The sequence below is a fragment of the Achromobacter sp. 1011791174 genome (genome assembly GCF_059760925.1).
In genome coordinates this window covers 12944-34055 of record NZ_JCBANH010000072.1, presented here as the reverse complement: position 1 = coordinate 34055, position 21112 = coordinate 12944, and the positions used below count along the sequence as shown (strand labels likewise).

The 21112-nt window shown below is 69.8% G+C and carries 18 protein-coding genes; 5 read left to right on the top strand and 13 right to left on the bottom strand.

The window, feature by feature from the left end; all coding sequences use genetic code 11:
- Positions 1-288: 288 nt before the first annotated feature.
- The 3 genes from AC6LJ5_RS21730 to AC6LJ5_RS21720 all read left to right on the top strand — a co-directional run bounded on the left by AC6LJ5_RS21730 (position 289) and on the right by AC6LJ5_RS21720 (position 3501).
- Positions 289-987: a glutathione S-transferase N-terminal domain-containing protein gene (locus AC6LJ5_RS21730; RefSeq protein WP_498141584.1), complete on the top strand. Its 699-nt coding sequence runs from the start codon at positions 289-291 to the stop codon at positions 985-987.
- Between the two features lie 238 nt (positions 988-1225).
- Complete coding sequence (locus AC6LJ5_RS21725; protein ID WP_498141583.1) at positions 1226-2572, top strand: c-type cytochrome; 1347 nt, start codon at positions 1226-1228, stop codon at positions 2570-2572.
- Entirely contained in the window at positions 2569-3501 is a 933-nt protein-coding gene (locus AC6LJ5_RS21720) for a c-type cytochrome (RefSeq protein WP_103271158.1), read from the top strand. Before AC6LJ5_RS21725 ends, AC6LJ5_RS21720 begins: the two co-directional genes overlap by 4 nt.
- Before the next feature lie 126 nt (positions 3502-3627).
- Here AC6LJ5_RS21720 and AC6LJ5_RS21715 read toward each other — a convergent pair whose 3' ends face one another.
- The 6 genes from AC6LJ5_RS21715 to AC6LJ5_RS21690 form a co-directional block, all read right to left on the bottom strand.
- Entirely contained in the window at positions 3628-5037 is a 1410-nt protein-coding gene (locus tag AC6LJ5_RS21715) for an aminotransferase-like domain-containing protein (RefSeq protein ID WP_103271157.1), read from the bottom strand.
- Between the two features lie 41 nt (positions 5038-5078).
- Positions 5079-5237, bottom strand: a complete 159-nt coding sequence (locus AC6LJ5_RS21710; protein ID WP_392410684.1) for a DUF2474 domain-containing protein — start codon at positions 5235-5237, stop codon at positions 5079-5081.
- Complete coding sequence (cydB, locus tag AC6LJ5_RS21705) at positions 5237-6244, bottom strand: cytochrome d ubiquinol oxidase subunit II (RefSeq protein ID WP_392410685.1); 1008 nt, start codon at positions 6242-6244, stop codon at positions 5237-5239. Before cydB ends, AC6LJ5_RS21710 begins: the two co-directional genes overlap by 1 nt.
- A 1-nt stretch (position 6245) precedes the next feature.
- Positions 6246-7679 carry a cytochrome ubiquinol oxidase subunit I gene (locus AC6LJ5_RS21700; protein WP_498141582.1) on the bottom strand — a complete coding sequence of 478 codons (1434 nt, stop codon included), beginning with the start codon at positions 7677-7679 and terminating at the stop codon, positions 6246-6248.
- Positions 7680-7936: 257 nt separating this feature from the next.
- Positions 7937-8623, bottom strand: a complete 687-nt coding sequence (locus AC6LJ5_RS21695; RefSeq protein WP_498141581.1) for an alpha/beta hydrolase — start codon at positions 8621-8623, stop codon at positions 7937-7939.
- Between the two features lie 107 nt (positions 8624-8730).
- A complete protein-coding gene (locus AC6LJ5_RS21690; protein ID WP_498141580.1) occupies positions 8731-9618 on the bottom strand; it encodes an EamA family transporter in 888 nt (295 codons plus the stop codon).
- 160 nt (positions 9619-9778) lie between these two features.
- Between AC6LJ5_RS21690 and AC6LJ5_RS21685 the strand changes: the two genes are divergently transcribed.
- Entirely contained in the window at positions 9779-10675 is an 897-nt protein-coding gene (locus AC6LJ5_RS21685; protein ID WP_498141579.1) for a LysR family transcriptional regulator, read from the top strand.
- A 24-nt stretch (positions 10676-10699) separates the two neighbouring features.
- Here AC6LJ5_RS21685 and phbB read toward each other — a convergent pair whose 3' ends face one another.
- From phbB to AC6LJ5_RS21650, 7 genes are read right to left on the bottom strand one after another with little or no spacing between them, the layout of a single operon-like run.
- Positions 10700-11461, bottom strand: coding sequence for an acetoacetyl-CoA reductase (gene phbB, locus AC6LJ5_RS21680; RefSeq protein WP_103271150.1), 762 nt, complete (start codon positions 11459-11461; stop codon positions 10700-10702).
- Entirely contained in the window at positions 11451-11918 is a 468-nt protein-coding gene (locus AC6LJ5_RS21675) for a hypothetical protein (protein ID WP_498141578.1), read from the bottom strand. Before AC6LJ5_RS21675 ends, phbB begins: the two co-directional genes overlap by 11 nt.
- Before the next feature lie 48 nt (positions 11919-11966).
- A complete protein-coding gene (locus AC6LJ5_RS21670; protein WP_103271149.1) occupies positions 11967-13091 on the bottom strand; it encodes an ABC transporter permease in 1125 nt (374 codons plus the stop codon).
- A 1-nt stretch (position 13092) separates the two neighbouring features.
- Positions 13093-15843: a ribosome-associated ATPase/putative transporter RbbA gene (gene rbbA / locus AC6LJ5_RS21665; protein ID WP_498141577.1), complete on the bottom strand. Its 2751-nt coding sequence runs from the start codon at positions 15841-15843 to the stop codon at positions 13093-13095.
- Positions 15843-16910: an HlyD family secretion protein gene (locus AC6LJ5_RS21660; protein WP_103271147.1), complete on the bottom strand. Its 1068-nt coding sequence runs from the start codon at positions 16908-16910 to the stop codon at positions 15843-15845. Before AC6LJ5_RS21660 ends, rbbA begins: the two co-directional genes overlap by 1 nt.
- A gap of 19 nt (positions 16911-16929) precedes the next feature.
- Positions 16930-18441, bottom strand: a complete 1512-nt coding sequence (locus tag AC6LJ5_RS21655) for an efflux transporter outer membrane subunit (RefSeq protein WP_498141576.1) — start codon at positions 18439-18441, stop codon at positions 16930-16932.
- A complete protein-coding gene (locus AC6LJ5_RS21650; protein ID WP_498141575.1) occupies positions 18438-20180 on the bottom strand; it encodes a PHA/PHB synthase family protein in 1743 nt (580 codons plus the stop codon). Before AC6LJ5_RS21650 ends, AC6LJ5_RS21655 begins: the two co-directional genes overlap by 4 nt.
- Before the next feature lie 213 nt (positions 20181-20393).
- Between AC6LJ5_RS21650 and AC6LJ5_RS21645 the strand changes: the two genes are divergently transcribed.
- Entirely contained in the window at positions 20394-21044 is a 651-nt protein-coding gene (locus AC6LJ5_RS21645) for a TetR/AcrR family transcriptional regulator (protein ID WP_498141574.1), read from the top strand.
- Positions 21045-21112 lie beyond the last annotated feature (68 nt).

Genomic DNA, 21112 nt, shown 5'->3' with positions numbered 1-21112 from the left:
GGGGCGGCCAGGCAGGATGCGGGCGGGGACAGCAGCGCGCCGGCCAGAAGCAGCGGGCGCAGCCAGATAGGTGTGGACATCGTCGGTACGGCGGGCATGCGTCGGGCGGGCGCGGGTTGACGGGAAGAACGGACGAGGGCGCGAGCCGCCTATTCTCTCAAAGAATCGGCGCGTGCCCGGCGGGCGGTCCTGGCGGCGGGGATTTGCGCTAAATTTGCCCGACGCGACGGGCCCCGGGCCCGCGCGGCCTTCCCGACCCCATTCTTCCGATTCCCCGGAGCGCGACGCATGACTTCCCTCGATTCCTACGCCATCACCAGGAAATGGCCGGCCAGCCACCCTGACCGCATCCAGCTGTATTCGCTGCCCACGCCCAATGGCGTGAAGGTGTCGATCCTGCTGGAGGAGCTGGGGCTGCCCTACGAGGCGCACCGGGTCAGCTTCGATACGCAGGACCAGTTCACGCCCGAGTTCCTGTCGATCAGCCCCAACAACAAGATTCCCGCCATCCTCGATCCCAACGGGCCCGATGGCAAGCCGCTGGCGCTGTTCGAGTCCGGCGCCATCCTGGTTTACCTGGCCAGCAAGACCGGCCAGTTCCTGCCGGCCGACGCGGGCGGGCGTTTCGAGACGCTGCAATGGCTGATGTTCCAGATGGGCGGCATCGGTCCGATGTTCGGCCAGCTGGGCTTCTTCCACAAATTCGCCGGCAAGGACTATGAAGACAAGCGTCCGCGCGACCGCTACGTGGCCGAGGCGCGACGTCTGCTGGGCGTGCTGGACCAGCGCCTGCAAGGCCGCGACTGGGTCATGGGCGATACGTACACCATCGCCGACATCGCCATCTTCCCCTGGGTGCGCAACCTGATCGGTTTCTACGGCGCGGGCGAGCTGGTCGAGTTCACCCGGTACAAGAATGTGGCGCGCGTGCTGGACGCTTTCGTCTCCCGGCCCGCCGTGGTCCGGGGTCTGACGATCCCCGGCTGAGCCGCGCGGGTCTTGGGCCGGCGCGCCGGGGCTTGCGGTTTGACGCGGCCTCGGCGCGCGGTCGGTGGCCGCGCCGCCCCTTTTCCGCCCGGTTTGCTGCCGATCAAACAGCGGCCATAGATTCATGCTGTTCGGTCATATGTTAATTACTAAAAGGCGTAAGCTGATCCCATAGGCTGGACAACGCAGTACGAATTTCCCCGACGTGCGCGCAGGCCAGCGGACACGGAGGGTCAGTATGAGTAAGTTCGGGATCTGGGCGGCGCTGGGCCTTGTGGCCGCGGCAGGCATCGCCATCGGCGGCGCAGAAGCGCTGACCGCCGCCCGCAAGGTCGACGCGCCCGCGCCTGTCGACATCCAGGATCGCAGCCTGGTCCAGGCCGGCGCCTATATCGCGCGCACCGGCGACTGCGTGGCCTGTCACAGCGTGCCCGGCGGCAAGCCCTTCGCGGGCGGCCTGGCGATGCAGACGCCGGTGGGCACCATCTATTCATCGAACATCACGCCCGACAGGAAGACGGGCATCGGCGCCTATAGCTACGCCGATTTCAAGAACGCGGTCCAGCACGGCATCCGCAAGGACGGCACGCCGCTGTACCCCGCCATGCCCTATCCGTCCTACGCCATCATGCCGGACGCGGACCTGCGCGCGTTGTACGCCTATTTCATGGCCAGCGTGGCGCCGGTCGAGCAGCCCAGCGCGGATTCGACCATCCCCTGGCCGCTGAACATGCGCTGGCCCATGGCCTGGTGGCAGCTGATGTTCGCGCCCAAGCGCGACTTCGCCGCGCCCGCCGGCGCCGACGAGAAGCTGACGCGCGGCGCCTATCTGGTGGAAGGCCCCGGCCATTGCGGCGCCTGCCATACGCCGCGCGGCCTGGCCTACCAGGAAAAGGCGCTGTCGATGGCCGACGGCGACGCCTTCCTGACCGGCGCGGTGATCGACGGCTGGCGCGCCAAGAGCCTGCGCGGCGAGGCGCAGGGTCTGCAATCCTGGAGCCCCGCCGAGATCGCGCTGTTCCTGAAGACCGGCCGCACGGACAAGGTGGCCGCTTTCGGCGCGATGGCCGACGTGGTCGAGCACAGCACCCGCCACTTCGCGGACGCGGACCTGGAGGCCATCGCGGCCTACCTGAAACAGCTGCCGCCCGCTCCGGGCAAGCTGCAGGCTTTCGCGCCCAAGGCCGACAGCACCACGGCGGCGTTGCTGGATGGCCGCTACGGCTCGCGCGGCGCGGTGATCTACGTAGAGCAGTGCGTGGCCTGTCACCGCGCCGACGGCCAGGGCATGCCGCGCATCTTCCCGGCACTGGCGGGCAACTCGGCAGTGTTCGCGCAGAACCCACAGTCCATCATCCAGATCACGCTGGAGGGCGGCAGGATGCCGGCCAACGCGCAGGATGCGATGGCCTTCGCCATGCCGGCCTTCAATCACCTGAGTGATCAGGACATCACCGACGTGATCAACTTCATCCGCGGCGCGTGGACCAACCAGGCGCCGCCCATCGGCGAGCGCGACGTCGCGCACATCCGCGAATTCCTGGCCGGCAAGAAGCCGAACATCGTCGCCGGAGGCAAACAATGAGCAGGAAACTGAAACTCGCATCGCTGCTGGCCGCGCTGGCGGCTTGCGGCGCCTGGCTGGGCGCCAGCGCGGCCGATGCGCCGGCCACACCGGCTCCCCCGGCCGCCGACAGGCAGGCTCCCGCGCGCACCTTCCCGGTGCTGGACAAGGACGGCAAGCGCCTGCCCGACTACACCATTCCGTCGGACACCGACATCGCCAGGCAGCCCAACGCCGAGCAGATCAACTACGGCAAGCGCCTCCTGAACGAGACGCGCCGCCTGCTGCCCAACAACACCGGCGCCAGCATGAACTGCAACAGCTGCCATGTGCAGCAGGGCAAGAAGCCGATGGGCGCGCCGTACATCAACACGGTGAATTCCTTCCCGCAATTCAATCCGCGCGCCAACCGCGTGGTGACGCTGGAGGACCGCATCAACGGCTGCTTCATGCGCTCGATGAACGGCAAGCCGCTGGCCAAGGACTCGGCCGAGATGCAGGCCATGATCGCCTACATGAAGTGGTTGGCCCAGGACGTGCCGCACGGCGCCAAGGTGCAGATCGAGAACGCCTGGCCCATCGACATGAAGCTGACGCCGAACCCCGAGCGTGGCAAGTCGCTGTACGCGGCGCAGTGCGCGGCCTGCCATGGCGCCAACGGCGAAGGAAAGAAGGACCGCGCCGGCGACATTGTTTTCCCGCCGCTGTGGGGCGATGAGTCCTTCAATATCGGCGCGGGCCTGGCCCGCACCTACAAGGCCGCCGCCTTCATCCGCAACAGCATGCCGATGGGCGTGAACACCCACGGCGCCTGGGGCGAGGGCGATGTGCTGTCGGACCAGGACGCGGTCGACGTGGCCGAGTACTTCACGCACATGCCGCGCCCGGATTTCGCCGGCAAGGAAAAAGACTGGCCGCAGGGCAAGAAGCCGAAGGACGCGCGCTACTGACGCCATTCCGGTGGCGTGAACGATCAGGCCGGCGCCGCGAGGCGCCGGCCTTTTTTCCTGCGGGCATGAACATGATGCGCGGCACCAGTGTGCTGTCCCGCAGATGCGCCCGCAGGAAATCCACCCCTAGCCGCCCATCAGCTTGCCCAGCGTCGCCATGCCCTGTTCCAGCCCGCCGTTCCACGGATGGCCGTAGTTCAGCCGCAGGAAGTTGCCGAAGCCGCCGGTGGCCGAGAACAGCGGACCGGGCGCGATGCTGATGCCGTGGCCCAGCGCGGCGCGATGCAGTTGCAGCGTGTCGATGCGTTCGGGCAGCTCGACCCAGATGAAGTAGCCGCCCTGCGGACGCGTGGCACGGGTGCCCTTGGGAAAATGCCGCGCCACGGCCTGCAGCATCTCGCCCTGTTGCAGGGCCAGCTGCTGGCGGAACTGGCGCAGGTGGCGATCGAAGCCGCCTTTTTCCAGGTAGGCGGCGATGGCGGCCTGGGTGGGCGCGGCGGTGGCCAGGCTGGTGGTGAGCTTGTTGCGCATGATGCGGCGCGTGTAGCGGCCGCCGGCGACCCAGCCGACCCGGTAGCCCGGCGCCAGCGTCTTCGAGAACGAGGAACAGTGCATCACGATGCCCTCGCGGTCGAAGGCCTTGGCCGGGCGCGGGCGCTTGTCGCCGAAATAGAGTTCGCCGTAGACGTCGTCCTCGATCAGCGCCACGCCGTGGCGCGTCAGCAGCTTGACCAGCGCTTCCTTCTTGGCGTCGGGCATCAGGCTGCCCAGCGGGTTCTGGAAGGTGGTCATCAGCCAGCAGGCGCGCGGCTTGTGGCGCACGATGGCCTGGGCCAGCGCGTCCAGGTCGATGCCCTCGCGCGGATGGGTGGCCACCTCGATGGCGTGCAGCTGGTTGCGTTCCAGCGATTGCAGCGCCGCGTAGAAGGTCGGCGATTCCACGATCACCGCGTCGCCCGGCCGCGTCACCGCGCTCAGGCACAGGTTGAGCGCGTCCAGCGCGCCGTTGGTGATGATGATGTCGTCCACCGGCACCGTCAGGCCGTCGGCCAGGTAGCGCAGCGCGATGGCGCGGCGCAGCGCGGCGTCGCCGGGGCTGAGGTCATCGATCGAGCCCCAGGGGTCGAGCTTCTGCACCGTCGACGCCATGAACTTGGCCAGCCGGCCATAGGGCAGCAGCGAGGGATTGGGAAAGGCCGAGCCGAAGGGCAGCATGTCGCGCCGCAGGGTGGCGTTGAGCACCTGCAGCACCTTGTCGCTGACATCCACCGGATGGCGGACGGCAGCGGCGCTGGAGACGGCCTCCAGTTCCGGCAACGTGGCCTGCGGCGCGCGCAGCACGTAGTAGCCGGAACGGTCGCGCGCGCGGATCAGGCCGCGCGCCTCCAGCAGGTAGTAGGCCTTGAACACCGTCGACGGGCTGACGCCGCGGCTGGCGCTGGTCTGGCGCACCGAGGGCAGCCGGTCGCCGGCCTGCAGCAGGCCCGACAGGATCGAGCCGGTGATTTCCTCGGTCAACTTTTCATAGCGTTTCATGGCGGTTCCGCGCGGGCGGCCTGCAAGGAGAGGGAATGGGATCAGTGGGACATGCCGATCGCGCGCATCGCCAGGCGCATGGCCCAGGCCGCCACGCCCAGCGCGGCGACGCTGCCGGCCCAGATCAGCGCCAGCCACAGTAGCCGGCTGCGCCAGGAGGGGAGCGTCGTGGCGGCGCCCTTGTCGGATCGATATTGCATCAGTGATACCCCTCGCCCGCGCGCACCTTGCCGCGGAACACGTAATAGGACCAGGCCGTGTACATCAGGATGACCGGGATGATGGCCAGCGCGCCCACCAGCGCGAAGCCCAGGCTCTGCGGCGGCGCGGCCGCCGTCCAGATCGAGACGTCCGGCGGAATGATGGCCGGCCAGATGCTGATGCCCAGGCCGCTGTAGCCCAGGAACACCAGCCCCAGCGACAGCAGGAAGGGGCCGGCGGCGGGCGCGCCCCGCACGCGGCGGATCAGGTCGAAGCCGGCCGCCGCCACCAGCAGCGGCACGGGCAGGAACCAGAACATATTGGGCAGGCTGAACCAGCGCTGCGCGATCTGCGGCTGCGCCAGCGGCGTCCACAGGCTGAGCGCGGCGATCACGGCCAGCAGCGCCAGCGTCAGCGGCTTGGCGGCGCGGCACATGCGACGTTGCAACGCGCCCTCGGTCTTCATGATCAGCCAGGTGCAGCCCAGCAGCGCATAGGCGGCCACCAGGCCCGCGCCGGTGAACAGCGAGAAGGGGCTGATCCAGTCCCAGGGACCGCCCTGGTAGACGCGGCCGACGACCGGGATGCCCTCGATGTAGGCGCCCAGCGCCACGCCCTGGAAGAAGGTGGCGCAGATCGAGCCCAGCACGAAGGCGCGGTCCCACAGCGGGCGGTGGCGTTCGTCGGCCTTGAAGCGGAACTCGAAGGCCACGCCACGGAAGATCAGGCCCAGCAGCATGAACACCAGCGGCAGATGCAGCGCGTGCAGGATGACGGAATAGGCCAGCGGAAAGGCGGCCATCAGGCCGGCGCCGCCCAGCACCAGCCAGGTCTCGTTGCCGTCCCATACGGGCGCCACGGTGTTGACCATGACGTCGCGCTCCCCGGGGTCGGACACCAGCGGGAAGAGTATGCCGATGCCCAGGTCGAAGCCGTCCATGATGACGTACATCATGATGCCGAACAGGATGATCACGGCCCAGATCAATGCGAGGTCGATGCCCATCTCATGCTCCCGAATGCGAGGTTTGCGGCGGCAGGCCGGCGCCGGTGGAGGCGGCGGACAGGGGGCGCGACGGCTGGCGCGGTTCGCCGGGTCCGCCGGACAATGGGGCGTGGCCGGGGGCGGGCGTGGGACCCATGCGGATCAGGCGCAGCATGTAGGACACGCCGGCGCCGAACACCAGCAGGTATACCGCCACGAAAAGCGCCAGCGTCAGCGTCAGCTCGCCCAACCCGTGCGGCGTGGCCGCATCGGCCGTGCGCATCACGCCGTACACCACCCAGGGCTGGCGGCCCACTTCGGTGACATACCAGCCGGCCAGCATGGCGATCAGTCCAGAGGGTCCCATCCACAGCGCGAAGCGTTGCAGCGCGCGGGATTCGTACAGCCGGCCGCGCCAGCGCGTCCACAGCGCCCAGATCGCCAGCGCGATCATCAGCAGACCCAACCCGACCATGACGCGGAAGGACCAGAACACCACCGGCACGTTGGGCCGGTCCGCCGCCGGGTAGGACTTCAGGCCGGGGAACTGCCCGTCCCAGCTGTGGGTGAGGATCAGGCTGCCCAGGCGCGGGATGTTGAGCGCGTAGCGGGTTTCCTCCTTGTCCATGTCGGGCAGGCCAAACAGGGTCAGCGGCACGCCGGCGCCCGGCTCGTTTTCCCAATGGCCTTCCATGGCAGCGACCTTGGCGGGCTGGTGCTTGAGCGTGTTCAGTCCGTGGACGTCGCCCACCACGGCCTGCAGCGGCGCGACCAGCAGCAGCATGCCCATGGCCATCGCGAACATCTTCTTCACCGCCGGGCTGCGGTCGCCGCGCAGCAGGTGCCAGGCGCCGGACGCGCCCACCATCAGCGCCGTGGCCAGGAAGGCGGCGATGCCCATGTGCGCCAGGCGATAGGGGAAGGACGGATTGAAGATCACCGCCAGCCAGTCCGTGGGCACGACCTGGCCGTTGACGATCTCGTAGCCGGCCGGCGTCTGCATCCAGCTGTTGGACGCCAGGATCCAGGTGGCCGACACCAGCGTGCCCAGCGCCACCATCACCGTGGAAAAAAAGTGCAGGCCGGGCCCGACGCGCGACCAGCCGAACAGCATCACGCCCAGGAAGCCCGCTTCCAGGAAGAAGGCGGTCAGCACCTCGTAGGCCAGCAGCGGGCCGGTGATGCTGCCGGCGAAGTCGGAGAAGAAGCTCCAGTTGGTGCCGAACTGATAGGCCATCACCAGGCCGGACACCACGCCCATGCCGAAGTTGACGGCGAAGATCTTGGTCCAGAAGTGATAGAGATCCCGGTACACCGTGGCGCGGGTGCGCAGCCACAGGCCCTCGAGCACCGCCAGATAGCTGGCCAGCCCGATCGTGATGGCGGGGAAGATGATGTGAAAGGAGATGGTGAAGCCGAACTGTATTCGGGCGAGCAATAGCGCGTCGCTGTCCATGACGGTCGTTCCTGGTGCGTGTTGAAGCTACGCCGTCAAAGTAGATCTCCGCGCTTGAACAGTACAGATTCAGAGAAAACTAAAAAAAGCGTATCAGTTTGGCCGCAGATATCGCACAAGGCTTGGTTTCATTAGGGAAATAGCCTGTTTTCCGCAATTCGCATAGTGGGGACGAAGCACAAGAAAAACGGCGCAGCTGGTCCTGGGGGACCCTCTGCGCCGCTGCATGCGTGGTGCCAGTGCCACTGCGCCGCTGTTCAGGCGCGCGCCGCCTCGTCGATCAGCGCTGCTACTTCGGGTGCGCGCGAGGCGAGCGATGCGTGGCTGGCGTCCAGCGTGATGACCTTGCGCGCGTTCAGGCGGCCGGACATCCAGGCCTGGTTCTCGGGCGTGATCATGCGGTCCTGGCTGGAGATCTGGTACCAGCTCGGTTTGTCGCGCCAGGCCGGCCGGGTCACCGTGGTGCCGAAGGCCGAGGCCAGCGGCGCCTTCTGCGTCACGGCCATGACCAGTGCGTCGTCGGCGCTCAGGTCCTGGCAGAAGCTTTCGTGGAACTTGTCGGCGCGCAGCCACAGGTAGCCGTCGCTGTCGGGCGCCAGGTGGGGCGCGGCGGCGGGCAGGCGCTGCTGGGTCAGGCCGCCCGCGCTTTCGCCGGCGTCGGGCGCGAAGGCGGCGATGTAGACCAGGCCCGTGACGTTGGGCTGGTTGCCGGCCTCGGTGATGACGGCGCCGCCGTAGGAATGGCCGGCCAGCAGCACCGGGCCAGGCTGCTGGGCGATCATCTTGCGCAGCCGTTCGGCGTCGTCCGCCAGCGAGGTCAGCGGCAGCTCGACGGCGTGCAGGCCGGCGTGGCCCAGGCGCGACAGTTCCAGGATGACCCGGCTCCAGTGGGCGGCGCCGCCCCAGAAACCGTGGACCAGGATGATGGTGGGTTTGCTGCTCATCGGCAGTCTCCATGAATGGGTCGGAGTCTGATCATGCCGCACGCCGTGCGCGCTTTCCACCGCGTCGGTCGCGGTATTTACCTATGCATACATATGCGCGGTCGCTGTCAGCCCGGGGCGCGGCGGACCGCCGGCGCGGGCGCCATGCGCTGCGCGCGCTGGCTCAGCCAGACGCTGGCCACCACCACCGCCATGCCGGCCAATTGGGCCGCGCTCAGGCCCTGGCCGAGCACGCCCCAGCCCAGCAGCACGGCCGTCACCGGGCTGAGAAAGCCCAGCGAGGACACGGCGGCCGGCTCCAGCCGCGCCACGCCTCGGAACCACAGCACATAGGTGAGCGCGGCGCCGATCAGCCCCAGGTAGGCGATGCCGGCCACGTTCAGCAGGCTGAACGCGGGCAGCGCGGGCTCGGCCAGCAGGGCGGCCGGCGCCAGCAGGATGCCGCCGGCCGTCAATTGCCAGGACGTGAAGGTCAGCGCCGACACGGGCGGTTGCCAGCGGCGACTGAGCACCGTGCCCAGCGCCATCGAGGCCGCGCTGGCCAGGCCGGCGGCCACGCCGATCGGGTCCAGCGCCGCCTTGGGCGTGAGCACCAGCAGCGCCACGCCGCCCAGGCCGGCGGCCGCGGCCAGCACCGCCAGGCCGCGCACCGGCGCGCCCAGCAGCAGCCGCGCCAGCGCGATCACCAGCAGCGGCTGGATCGCGCCCAGCGTCGCCGCCACGCCGCCGGGCAGGCGGTAGGCGGCCACGAACAGCATGGCCCAGAACACCGAGAAATTCAGCGCGCCCAGCAGGAACACGCGCGGCCACCAGATGCCCCGCGGCAGCTGGCGCACGAACAACAGCAGCAGCAGGCCGGCGGGCAGCGCGCGCAGCATGGCCACGGTCAGGGGAATACCGGGCGGCAACATCAGCGTGGTCACCACGTAGGTGCTGCCCCAGATGGCCGGCGCGGCGGCGGTGAGCAGGAGGTCGGAACTGCGGTTCTTGGTCATGTCCTGGCAGCGGCCTGGGCCGGTGTCCGTTGAGGGTTTCGGGGAGATCCAGGACCGTGCATGCGGCGCCTTGGCGTCATGACCGGAAGGCTAATTGAATTCCTGCTTCGTGATAATGGCCATTATGATCGCGATATCGTTCACCAAAGGTAAATAATCCGTGGACCATCTGACCGCGCTGCGGGTATTCCGGCAAGTGGTGGAGCAGGGCGGCTTCGCCGCCGCGTCGCGGCAGCTCGGCCTGTCGCCCGCCGCCGTCAGCAAGAACATCGCCGAACTCGAGGCCCACGTCGCGGCGCGCCTGCTGAATCGCACCACGCGGCGCATGAGCCTGACCGAGGCGGGCACGCGCTACTACGAGCAAGTCGCGCGCATCCTGGACGAGCTGCGCGAGGCCGAGCAGTCGCTCGGGCCGCTGCAATCCGCGCCCACGGGCACGCTGCGCGTCAGCGCGCCCATGTCCTTCACGCTGACGCGCCTGTCGGCCGCGATTCCCGCCTTCCTGGCGCGCCATCCGGACCTGTCGCTGGACCTGAACCTGGAGGACCGGCGCGTGGACATCGTCAAGGAAGGCTACGACCTGGCGATACGCGGCACGGACCGGCTGGAGGATTCCAGCCTGGTGGCGCGCCGGCTGATGACCCTGGAGCATGTGCTGTGCGCGGCGCCTGCCTATCTGGCGCGTCATGGCGCACCGGCCTCGCCGGCCGACCTGCGCGGCCATGAGTGCGTGCAGTTCACGCTGTCGGGCCATGCCGACGAATGGACCTTCCAGCGCGCGGGGCAGACCCAGCGCGTGCCGGTGCGGGGGCGCTACAAGGTCGGCTCCAGCCTGGCGGTGCGCGATGCCCTGCGCGCCGGCTTCGGCCTGAGCCTGGTGCCGCGCGTGTATGTGCAGGACGATCTGGCGAGCGGCGCGTTGCGCGCCGTGCTGGACGACTGGCGGCCGGTGCAGACCGACATCTACGTGGTGTATCCGTCGCGCCGCCACATGGTGGCCAAGGTGCGCGCCTTCATCGATTTCCTGGTCGAGGAACTGGGCCCGCCCGGGCCCTGAGGCGCGGGCGGGCAGAGGCGGCGCTCAATACATGTGCTGACCGCCGTTCATGGCGATGTTGCTACCCGTCATGAACGCGGCCGCGTCGCTGCAGACGAAGGCCACCAGCGCCGCCACCTCGTCCGGCTCGCCCAGCCGGCCCAGCGGGATCTGCGGCAGGATCTTCTCCTTCAGCACCTCTTCCGGCACGGCCTTGACCATGCTGGTGGCCAGGTAGCCGGGCGAGATGGTGTTCACCGTCACGCCCTTCCTGGCCAGCTCCAGCGCCAGCGACTTGGTGAAGCCGTGGATGCCGGCCTTGGACGCCGCGTAGTTGGCCTGGCCGAACGCGCCCTTGCTGCCGTTGACCGACGAGATGTTGACGATACGTCCCCAGCCCCGATCCGACATGGCCCCGCATAGCGGTTGGGTCATGTTGAACATCGAGTCCAGGTTGCTGCGCATCACCTCGGTCCAGTCCTCGTAGCGCATCTTGCGCAGGCTGGCGTCGCGCGTGATGCCGGCGTTGTTGACCAGGATGTCGACCTGCCGGCCGTCCTGTTCCAGCTGGCGGACCAGCGCCTGGCACGCTGCGTTATCGGCCACGTCGACCTGATACAGCGTGAAGTCGCGGCCCAGCCCGGCCTGTTCGTCCTGCCAGGCGCGGGCGGCGGCCGCGCTGCGGTGATACGTCACCAGGACCTGGTGGCCGGCATCATGCAGCGCGATGGCGATGGCGCGGCCCAGGCAGCCGGTGCCGCCGGTCACCAGCGCGGTGCGTGCTTGGCGGGAAGCGTCATTCGCCATGTCGGGCTCCCGCCTGCGTGGCTTCGCGCATCGCGCCGCAGGCGCTGGCCACCTGGTCGGACATGTTGGACCAGAACTGCGTCACGGGCGTGGCGGCCAGGCCGGTGGCGGCCCCGGCGGCGTCATGCAGCCAGCCGTTCATGGCCTCGCTCCAGCCGGCCGCCAGCGCGGCCTGCTCCTCGAGCGCGGCATGGGTGAGGGCCTTGCTGGCTTCCAGCTGGGCCTGCCATTGCTTGCGGGTGACCTCGCCCAGCGCTGGCGCGATTTCCTGCCAGTTGCCGGACGCCTTGAGCGGGGCCAGGGTGGACAGGTACTCGGCGGCGGCGCCGCCGTACAGGCGTTGGCCCAGCGCCAGCCAGCGCTGCTGGCTTTGCTGGGCCAGCAGGGCGAGTCGCTGGCAGTACGCGGCGTTGGCGCCGAACAGACCCGTGGGCGTGGAGGCTGTCGTTTTCTTCATCATCCGTCCTTTTAAAGTGTCGTGGTAAGGGGCAACGAATACTTGGCCTCAAGCCATCTGGCTGAGGGTCTTGCGAAAGCGGGCCAGCGAGAACATGAACAGCGCGGTGCCGATCAGGGCCAGGGCGAGGAAGGGCTTCCAGACGACGTCGATTCCCGCGCCCCGGTAGAGAATGGCCTGGCCTAGCTCCACGAAATGCGTGGTGGGCGCGGCCAGCATGATGTCCTGCACGAACTGGGGCATGCTCTCGCGCGGCGTGGTGCCGCCCGACAGCATCTGCAAGGGCAGCAGCACCAGCACCAGCAGCATGCCGAATTGCGGCATGCTGCGCGCCAGCGTGGCCATGAAGATGCCCATCGAGGTGGTGGCGAACAGGTGTAGGGCCGCGCCGGCCAGGAACAGGGCGACGGACCCTTCTATCGGCACTTGCAGCAGCCCGCGCACGATGAACGTCAACGATAGCGCGGCCGACGCCAGTACGACCAGCCCCATCGACCACACTTTGGCGACCATGATCTCCGTCGGTGTCACCGGCATGACAAGCAGGTGTTCGATGGTGCCGTGCTCGCGCTCGCGGATCAGCGCGGCGCCGGTCAGGATGATGGACAGCATGGTGACGTTGTTGATGATCTCCATCAGCGCGCCGAACCAGGCCTGGGTCAGGTTGGGGTTGAAGCGCATGCGCACCGCCAGGCCCACCGGCGGCTCGGCGCTGGCGCGGTAGCGGCGCGCGAACTCGTTGATCTCGTCGGCGACGATCTGCTGGATGTAGTTGCTGCCGGTGAAGGCCTGGCTCATGCGGGTGGCGTCCACATTGAGCTGGATCTGCGCCGGCCGGCCGGCCAGCACGTCGCGCTGGAAGTCGGGCGGGATGTTCAGCGCGAAGGTGTAGCGGCCGGCGTCCATGCCGGCGTCGGCCTGCGCCGGCGTCACCATCGCCGGGCGCGTGAAGTGCGGAGGGTAGAAGGCCGAGACGATGCGCGCCGACAGCGGCGAGCCGTCCTCGTCGACCACGGCGATGGCGGCGTTGTGCAGCGATTCGGGCACGGCGGTGGCGGCCGTGTAGATCATCAGCGTGAACGACACCGTGATCAGGATCAGCATCATCGGGTCGCGCGCCAGGCTCCACAGTTCCTTCACGCCCAGTCGCCAGATATTGGACCAGTGCCGCATTTCAGCGCTCCTGTTTGCGCAGCAGCAGCGCCGACGCGCCCAGCGCCACCGGTATGGCCGCCAGCAGCGGCCAGAACGAGGACTGCAGGTTGGACAGGTCCAGCGCCTTGCTGAAGACGCCACGGCTGATGGTGAGCATGTGCGTGGCCGGGTAGACCTGGCCGATCAGCTTGCCCAGGCCTTCCAGCGAGGCGACCGGCGTGAGCAGGCCGGCGAACTGCACCGCCGGCACCAGCGTGCCGATCATGGTGAAGAACAGCGCCGCGATCTGGCTGCGCGTGAAGGTCGAGGCCAGCAGGCCGATGGCGGTGGCCACCACGTTGTAGATCAGCGCCGCCAGCAGCAGCGTGGCGAAGCTGCCCGTGACCGGCACGCCGAACACCGTCACCGCCAGCAAGGCCATCAGCAGGAAGTTCAGCATGGCCAGCGCCACATAGGGCGCCTGTTTGCCCAGCAGGAATTCCAGCCGCGTGACCGGCGTGACGTACAGGTTGATGATGGAGCCCAGCTCTTTCTCCCGCACCACCGCCAGCGCGGTCAGCATGGCGGGCATCATGAGCAGCAGCAGCGGAATCACGGCCGGCACCATCGCCGGCAGGCTGCGCACGTCGGGGTTGTAGCGAAAGCGCGTCTCCACGCTGGCGGTGGCCGCCGTGGAGACGCCCAGGCGCTCGCGCGCCTGCTGCGCCAGCCAGCCCTGGTGCATGCCCAGCACGTAGCCACGGATGGTCTCGGCGCGCTGCGGCATGGCGCCGTCGATCCACACGCCGATCTGCGCAGGCTTGCCGCGCTGCGCGTCGCGGGCGAAGCCCTGCGGGATCTCGATGGCCAGCGACAGCTCGCCGCTGCGCATGCGCGCGTCCATGTCCTGGTAGTCCGTCACGGGTCGATGTTCGATGAAGTAGCGCGAGCCGGACAGGTTCAGCGCGTAGTTCTGGCTCAACCCGGTCTGGTCGCGGTCCATCACCGCGTAGCGCAGGTCTTCCACGTCCAGGCTGATGCCGAAGCCGATGACGAACATCAACAGCAGCGAGCCGGCCAGCGCCAGCGTGGCGCGCACCGGGTCGCGCCGCAGCTCCAGCGCTTCGCGCCACATATAGCTCAGCATGCGCTGCGGGCTGAAGCGACGGTGGGCGACGGGGGCGGCGGGTTGGGCGGCGGCGTCCTCGCGCGCCGGCGCGGCCGCCTTGGCGCCGGCGCCGGCGTCGATCAGGTAGGCGATGAAGGCCTCTTCCAGCGTGGCCGCGCCGCGCTCGCGCGTGATCTCGGCGGGCGAGGCGCTGACCAGCACGCGGCCAGCGTGCATCAGCGACATGCGGTCGCAGCGCTCGGCCTCGTTCATGAAGTGCGTGGAGATGAAGATCGTGACCTGGTCCTGCCGCGCCAGCGCGATCAGGAGGCGCCAGAAGTTGTCGCGCGCCACCGGGTCCACGCCCGAGGTCGGTTCGTCCAGGATCAGCAGCTCGGGCTTGTGCACCATGGCCACGGCCAGCGACAGGCGCTGGCGCACGCCCATGGGCAGGTTCTCGGGCAGCGCGTCGCGCACCGCGTCCAGGCTGAAGCGCGCGGCCATCTCGTCCACGCGCGCGGGAATCTCGGCCTCGGGCACGTGGAACAGCCGGGCGTGCAGCACCAGGTTCTGTTCCACCGTCAGCTCGCCGTACAGCGAGAAGGCCTGCGACATGTAGCCGACGCGGCGGCGCGCGTCGATGTTCCTCGGATCGACCTCCTGGCCGAACAGCCAGGCGCGGCCCTCGCTGGCCGGCAGCAGGCCGGTCAGCATCTTCATGGTGGTGGACTTGCCGCAGCCGTTCGAGCCCAGGAAGCCGAAGATCTCGCCCTTGCGGATGCGGAAGTTGACGTGGTCCACGGCCACGAAGTCGCCGAAGCGCATGGTCAGGTCGCGCGCCTCGATGGCGATCTCGGCCTGGTCGTCCAGCGCCAGCGGCACGATGCGCACCGGCTCGTGGCCGCGGCGCTTCTCTTCGGGCAAGAGCGCGATGAAGGCTTCCTCCAGCGAGGCGGCGCGGCCGCGCGCCTGCAGCCCGGCGGGTGTGTCCTGGGCCAGCACGCGGCCGTCGTCCAGCGCGATCAACCAGTCGAAGCGCCGCGCCTCGTCCATGTAGGCCGTGGCCACGATCACGCTCATGGCGGGGCGCTCGGCGCGGATGGCGTTGATCAGGTCCCAGAACTGCGCGCGCGCCAGCGGGTCCACGCCGGTGGTCGGTTCGTCCAGGATCAGCAGGTCCGGGTCGTGGATCAGCGCGCAGCACAGCCCCAGCTTCTGCTTCATGCCGCCGGACAGCTTGCCGGCCGGGCGCGACAGGAAGGCCGCCATGCCGGTGCTGCGCGTCAGGCTGTCGATGCGCCGGCGCCGCTCGGCCGCGTCATGGCCGAACAGCCGGCCGAAGAATTGCAGGTTCTCTTCCACCGACAGGGTCGGGTAGAGGTTCTTGCCCAGGCCCTGCGGCATGTAGGCGATGCGCGGGCAGACGGCGTCGCGGTGGCGGCCGTCGGCCATGTCGCCGCCCAGCACCGTCACGCGCCCGTCCTGCGCGGCGCGCGCGCCGGCCACCAGCGACAGCAGGCTGGACTTGCCCACGCCGTCCGGGCCGATCAGGCCCACCATGCGGCCCGCCGGCACGTCCAGCGTCACGTCGTCCAGCGCCAGCACCTCGCCGTAGCGCAGGCTGACGCCGGCCAGCGACGCGACGGGCGGCGCGGCGGAGGGGACGCCGGGTTGCGTGGCCATCAGGGCACCCGAACTTCAAGTTGGGCGGGCCACTGCGCGCCGGCATCCAGCTTGATCCAGGCCACGCCGGGCAGGCCGGTCTTGACCTGTTGCAGGTGCTTGTGCAGCAGCTCGGGACTGATCTGGGCCTTCACGCGGAACATCAGCTTCTGCCGCTCGCTGGCGGTTTCCACCGTCTTGGGCGTGAACTGGGCGGTGCTGGCGACGAAGGACACGGCGGCCGGAATGACGTACTGCGGCGCGGCGTCCAGGATAATGCGCACGTCCTGGCCGAGCGCCACGCGGCCGGCGGCCTGCTCGGGCAGGAAGAAGGTCATGTAGACGTCGGCCAGGTCGACCATGTTGAGCACCTTGCCGCCCGCGCCCAGCACTTCGCCCGGTTGCGCCACGCGATACTGCACGCGGCCGGCGCGCGGCGCGCGCAGCTCGCTGTCGGCCAGGTCGGCGTCGATGCGCGCGACCGTGGCCTGCGCCGCCTCGACCGCCGATTGCGCGCCCACCTGGGCGGCGCGCGCGGCCTCGATGGCGGCGGCCGCGGCCGTCACCTGGGCGCGCGCGGCATGCACGGCGGCCTGGACGCTGCGCACGCGGGCGCGGTCGTCGTCCAGTTCCTGGATCGACGAGGCGCCTTCGCGCGACAAGGTTTCGGAGCGCGCCAGGCGCCGGCGCGCGGCGTCCAGCTCGCTCTCGCGCTGCGCCACCACGGCCTGGGCCGCCAGCTTGTCGCTTTCGCGCTGCGCGGTCTGGGCGGCGGCGCTGGCCACGCCGTTGATCGCGCGCTGCTGCTGGGCCACGGCCTCGGCGCGCTGGGCCAACAGGGTATCGACCTGCATGCGCGCCAGCGGCTGGCCGGCGGCGACAAAGTCGCCTTCCTTGACCAGCACGTCCTGCACGCGGCCGGGCAGCTTGGCGGCGACATCGATCTCGGTGGCTTCGATGCGACCGTTGCCGCTGATGAAGCCTTCGCCGGGGCCGTGGTCGCCCAGCAGGCGCCAGCCCAGGTAGCCGGCGCCAGCCACGGCCACGACGAGCAGGGCGGGAAGCAGTTTCTTGGCGGGTATGCGCATGGGCGGAGATCCTTCGGGTTTATTGGCCGCGAACCGGCGCGGGCGGGGCGGCATCGGCGGGTGTGGCGGATGGGGTGGGCGTCTCGGTCAGGGCAGGCGGGCGCGTGCCGCCGCCCAGCGCCGCGTACAGGCCGACGCGGCTGGACAGCAGCGCGCGCCGCGTCTGCACCAGCTTCTGCTGCGCGGCCAGCAGGTCGCGCTGCGCGTCCAGCACTTCCAGGTAGGGCGAGGCGCCGTGGTCGTAGCGCAGCTGGGCCAGCCGGGCGCGTTCGCCCTGCGCGGCGACGGTGGCGCGCAACACCTCCACCTGCTCGGCCAGCCAGTGGCGCGCCGACAGCGCGTCGGACACGTCGCGGAAAGCGCTCTGGATGGCTTTCTCGTAGCCGGCCACGGCCTGGTCGCGGCGCGTCTCGGCCAGGTCCAGCGCGGCGGAGCGGCGGCCGGCGTCGAAGATCGGCAGGCTTAGCTTCGGCGCGAAGCTCCAGGCGCGGCTGCCGCTGTCGAACAGGCCTTCCAGCTCGGCGCTGGCGGTGCCGTAGGCGCCGGTCAGCGTGATGGACGGGAAGAAGGCGGCGCGGGCGGCGCCGATGTTGGCGTTGGCGGCTTTTAGACGGTGCTCGGCCGCGACGATGTCGGGACGGCTGGCCAGCAGGTCGGACGGCAGTCCCGCCGGCAGGTCGCGCATGACGGCGGCGTCGTCCAGCCGCGCGCCGGCCGGAGGCAGCGCCAGCGGGCCGCCCGCCAGCAGCGCCAGCGCGTGGGCCTGCGCCGCGCGGCTCTGTTCCAGGTCCGCGCCCAGCGCCGTGGCCTGCTGCCACAGCGTTTCCACCTGGGTCAGGTCCAGCCGCGAGATCGCGCCGACCTCGAAGCGGCGCTTGAAGATGCGCAGCGATTCGGCGCGCGAGGCAATGGTCGCGCGCGTCAGCGCCAGGCGTTCGTCCAGCTCGCGCAGCGTCAGGTAGCCGTCGGCCACCTGCGTGATCAGGCTGAGCGTGGCGGCCCTGGCGGCGGCGTCGGAGGCCAGGTAGTTTTGCAGCGCGGCGTCCTTCAGGCTGCGCACGCGGCCCCAGAAATCCAGCTCCCAGCTCGCCATGCCGACGCCGACCTGGTACTGGCTGCTGATCTGCGGCTGGCGCGTCAGGTTCAGGTCGCCCGGCACGCGGGCGCGCGACCCGTCGGCCTGCACGCCTATCGTGGGGAACTGGTCGGCGCGCTGGATGCCATAGAGCGCACGCGCTTCCTCGACGCGCAGCAGCGCCGTGCGCAGGTCGCGGTTGTTGCGCAGCGCGCTGTCGATCAGGTCTTGCAGGATCGGGTCGGTGTAGTAGTCGCGCCAGCTGACGGTCGCCGCCGCCGGCGCCTCGGCGTCCGCCGTGGGCGCCTGCTCATAGGTCGTGGGCACCGGTGCGGCGGGACGCTGGTAATCGGGCGCCATGGACAGGCAGCCGCCCGCCAGCAGCGGCAGCAGCGCCGCGCCTAGCGCGCGCAGCACGCGCGCGGATGCCGGACGGGCGGGCAGGTCTGGGGTCATTCCTCTTTCTCCAGGACATAGGCGCCGGGCGCGTCCGCCAGCACGGGATAGCCGCGGCGCGGCGCGCCCAGGGCGGGCGGCTTGCGGGGCTTGCCGGAAAGGCCGGCGAGCCAGCTCGTCCAGGCCGGCCACCATGAACCGTCGTGCGCGGGCGCGGCCTGCAGCCACTCGTCCGGCGTCAGCGTGGGGCCGCCGGCGGGACGCGCCAGACTGCGGTAGCGGCGGCGCGGGTGGCCGGGTTCGCTGACGATGCCGGCGTTATGGCCGCCGCTGGTCAGCACGAAGTCCAGCGGCGCTGGCGTCAGGCCGTGCAGCTTGAACACGGAGCGCCATGGCGCCACGTGGTCGTTCTCGGTGCCTACGCAGAACAAGGGCAGCCGCAGGTCGCGCAGCATCACCGGGCGGCCGTCGACCCGATACCGGTTGGCCGCCAGGTCGTTGTGCAGGAACAGCTGGCGCAGGTATTGGCCGTGCATGCGCGCGGGCATGCGGGTCGCGTCGGCATTCCAGGCCATCAGGTCCGACATGGGCGCTCGCCGGCCCAGCAGGTATTCGTTGATCATGCGCGACCACAGCAGGTCATAGGACCGCAGCATCTGGAAGGCGCCGGCCATCTGCCGCGAGGTCAGGTAGCCGGTGCGCGCCATCTGCGCCTCCAGCAGGCTGACCTGGCTTTCGTCGATGAACAGCGCCAGCTCGCCCGGCTCGCTGAAGTCGGTCTGCGCGGCCAGCAGGCTCAGGCTGGCCAGGCGCGTGTCGCCGTCGCGCGCCATGGCGCTGGCGGCGATGGCCAGCAGGGTGCCGCCCAGGCAGTAGCCGGCGGCGTGCACGCGCGTGTCGGGCACGATGGCGGCGATGGCGTCCAGCGCTTCGCCGATGCCGAGCGCGAGATAGTCGTCCATGCCCAGCTCGCGGTCCTGCGCGCCGGGATTCTTCCAGGAAATGCAGAACACCGTATGACCCTGGCGCACGAGGTAGGCGATCAGCGAGTTGTGCGGCGACAGGTCCAGGATGTAGTACTTCATGATCCAGGCCGGCACGATCAGCACGGGCTCGGGGCGCACGGTCGGGGTGGCGGGGCTGTACTGCAGCAGTTCCATCAGCCGGTTGCGCCACACCACCTTGCCGGGCGTGACGGCGACCTGCTTGCCGGGGATGTAGTCGCCGGCGCCCGCGGGCGGCTGGTTGGCCAGCGCGCGCATCGCGTCTTCCCAGGCATGGGCGGCGCCGCGCAGCAGGTTGGCGCCGCCTTCCTGCCAGGTCTGGCGCATCACTTCGGGGTTGCCGGCGATCTGGTTGCCCGGCGACAGCAGGTCCAGCCACTGGCGCGCGGCAAAGGCCGCCAGCTGCGCGTGATGGGGATCCACGCCGGGCACGCCCTGCGTGGCCTGTTCCCACCACTGCTGGGCCGCCAGGAATCCTTCGCTCCACAGGTTATAGGGCCATTGGCGCCAGCCTTCATCGGCATAGCGGCGGTCACGGGCAGCGGGGGCGTCCGGCGCCGGGGCCGCCGTGACGGGCAGCAGATGGCGGCCCAGTTGCGCGGCCTGGCGAAATGCCAGGCTGGCCAGTTCAGCCTGTTTGCCCGGGGCGCAGGCCAGGTGCGAGGCCCAGTCCGTCCAGGCCAGCAGGCCGGCCGCCGGCGACAGGCCGCCGGTCCAGCGGGCCATCGCGGCGCGCGCGGCCGTGTCCAGCGTGTTCGCTTTGCTTGCCCATGCGGAATCGGATGAGGTCGGCATGCATGCTCCAGGACGCCGGCGGGCTTGCGCCGCCGGCAGGCGGCCACTCGGGCGTGGAGGCGGGCTGGTGGCCCGGTTCCGGCGCCGGCGGCGGCCGATGGCAGGATCTTGCTGTCATTGTGCCCAGGCGGTCTTGATCATTCCTTGATCAAAGTCAAGTTAGCGACCGGCCAGTCGGTTTTTAATGGACCCGTTCTGTTCAGGAGTGGGGCCATGGGGACTCAGCGGCGCCGGCTTGCGCCGGCTTTGCGGGTCGCGCAGATACTTGACGCGGCGCTGCAGGAGTTTTCGGCTTCGGGATACGCGGGCGCGAGGATGGATGACATCGCGCTGCGGGCGGGCCTGTCCAAGGGCGGGCTGTATGCGCATTTCTCCAGCAAGGAAGCGGTGTTCGAGGCGCTGATCGCGCGTCACCTGAGCCCGGCGCCGCTGGACGTGGAGGCGGTGGTCGACGGCGCCTCGTCCACGCGCGATCTGGCTGAACGCATCGTCGATCAGCTCTATGTAAGCCTGGCCAATCCGGCCATGATCAGCGCCATGCGGCTGCTGCTGGCCGAAAGCGCCCGCGTGCCGCAGCTGGCCGCGCGCTGGCGGCGCGAGACCACCGACGCCCAGCAGGCCTGCCTGGCGCGCCTGCTGGAGCGGGCGCGCGCGCGCGGGCTGTGCGCGGGCGGCGTGGCGCAGGAACATCCCTGGCTGCTGTTGTCGCCCATCGTGCATACCATGGTGGCCTGCATCCTGCTCGGGCCCCAGGAGCGCATCGACATGGCTGCCCGCAGGCGCGCCCATGCGGCGCTGATCGGCGAACTGCTGGAAGCGGGCGGCGGGCAAGCCGGCGCGCCAGCGCAGATTGGCGACCGGTAGATGAATCCGCGCCCGGCTTGACACCGTCTTGAGCATGGTGTCGTATGCTGTCGCCGGACGCTACGATT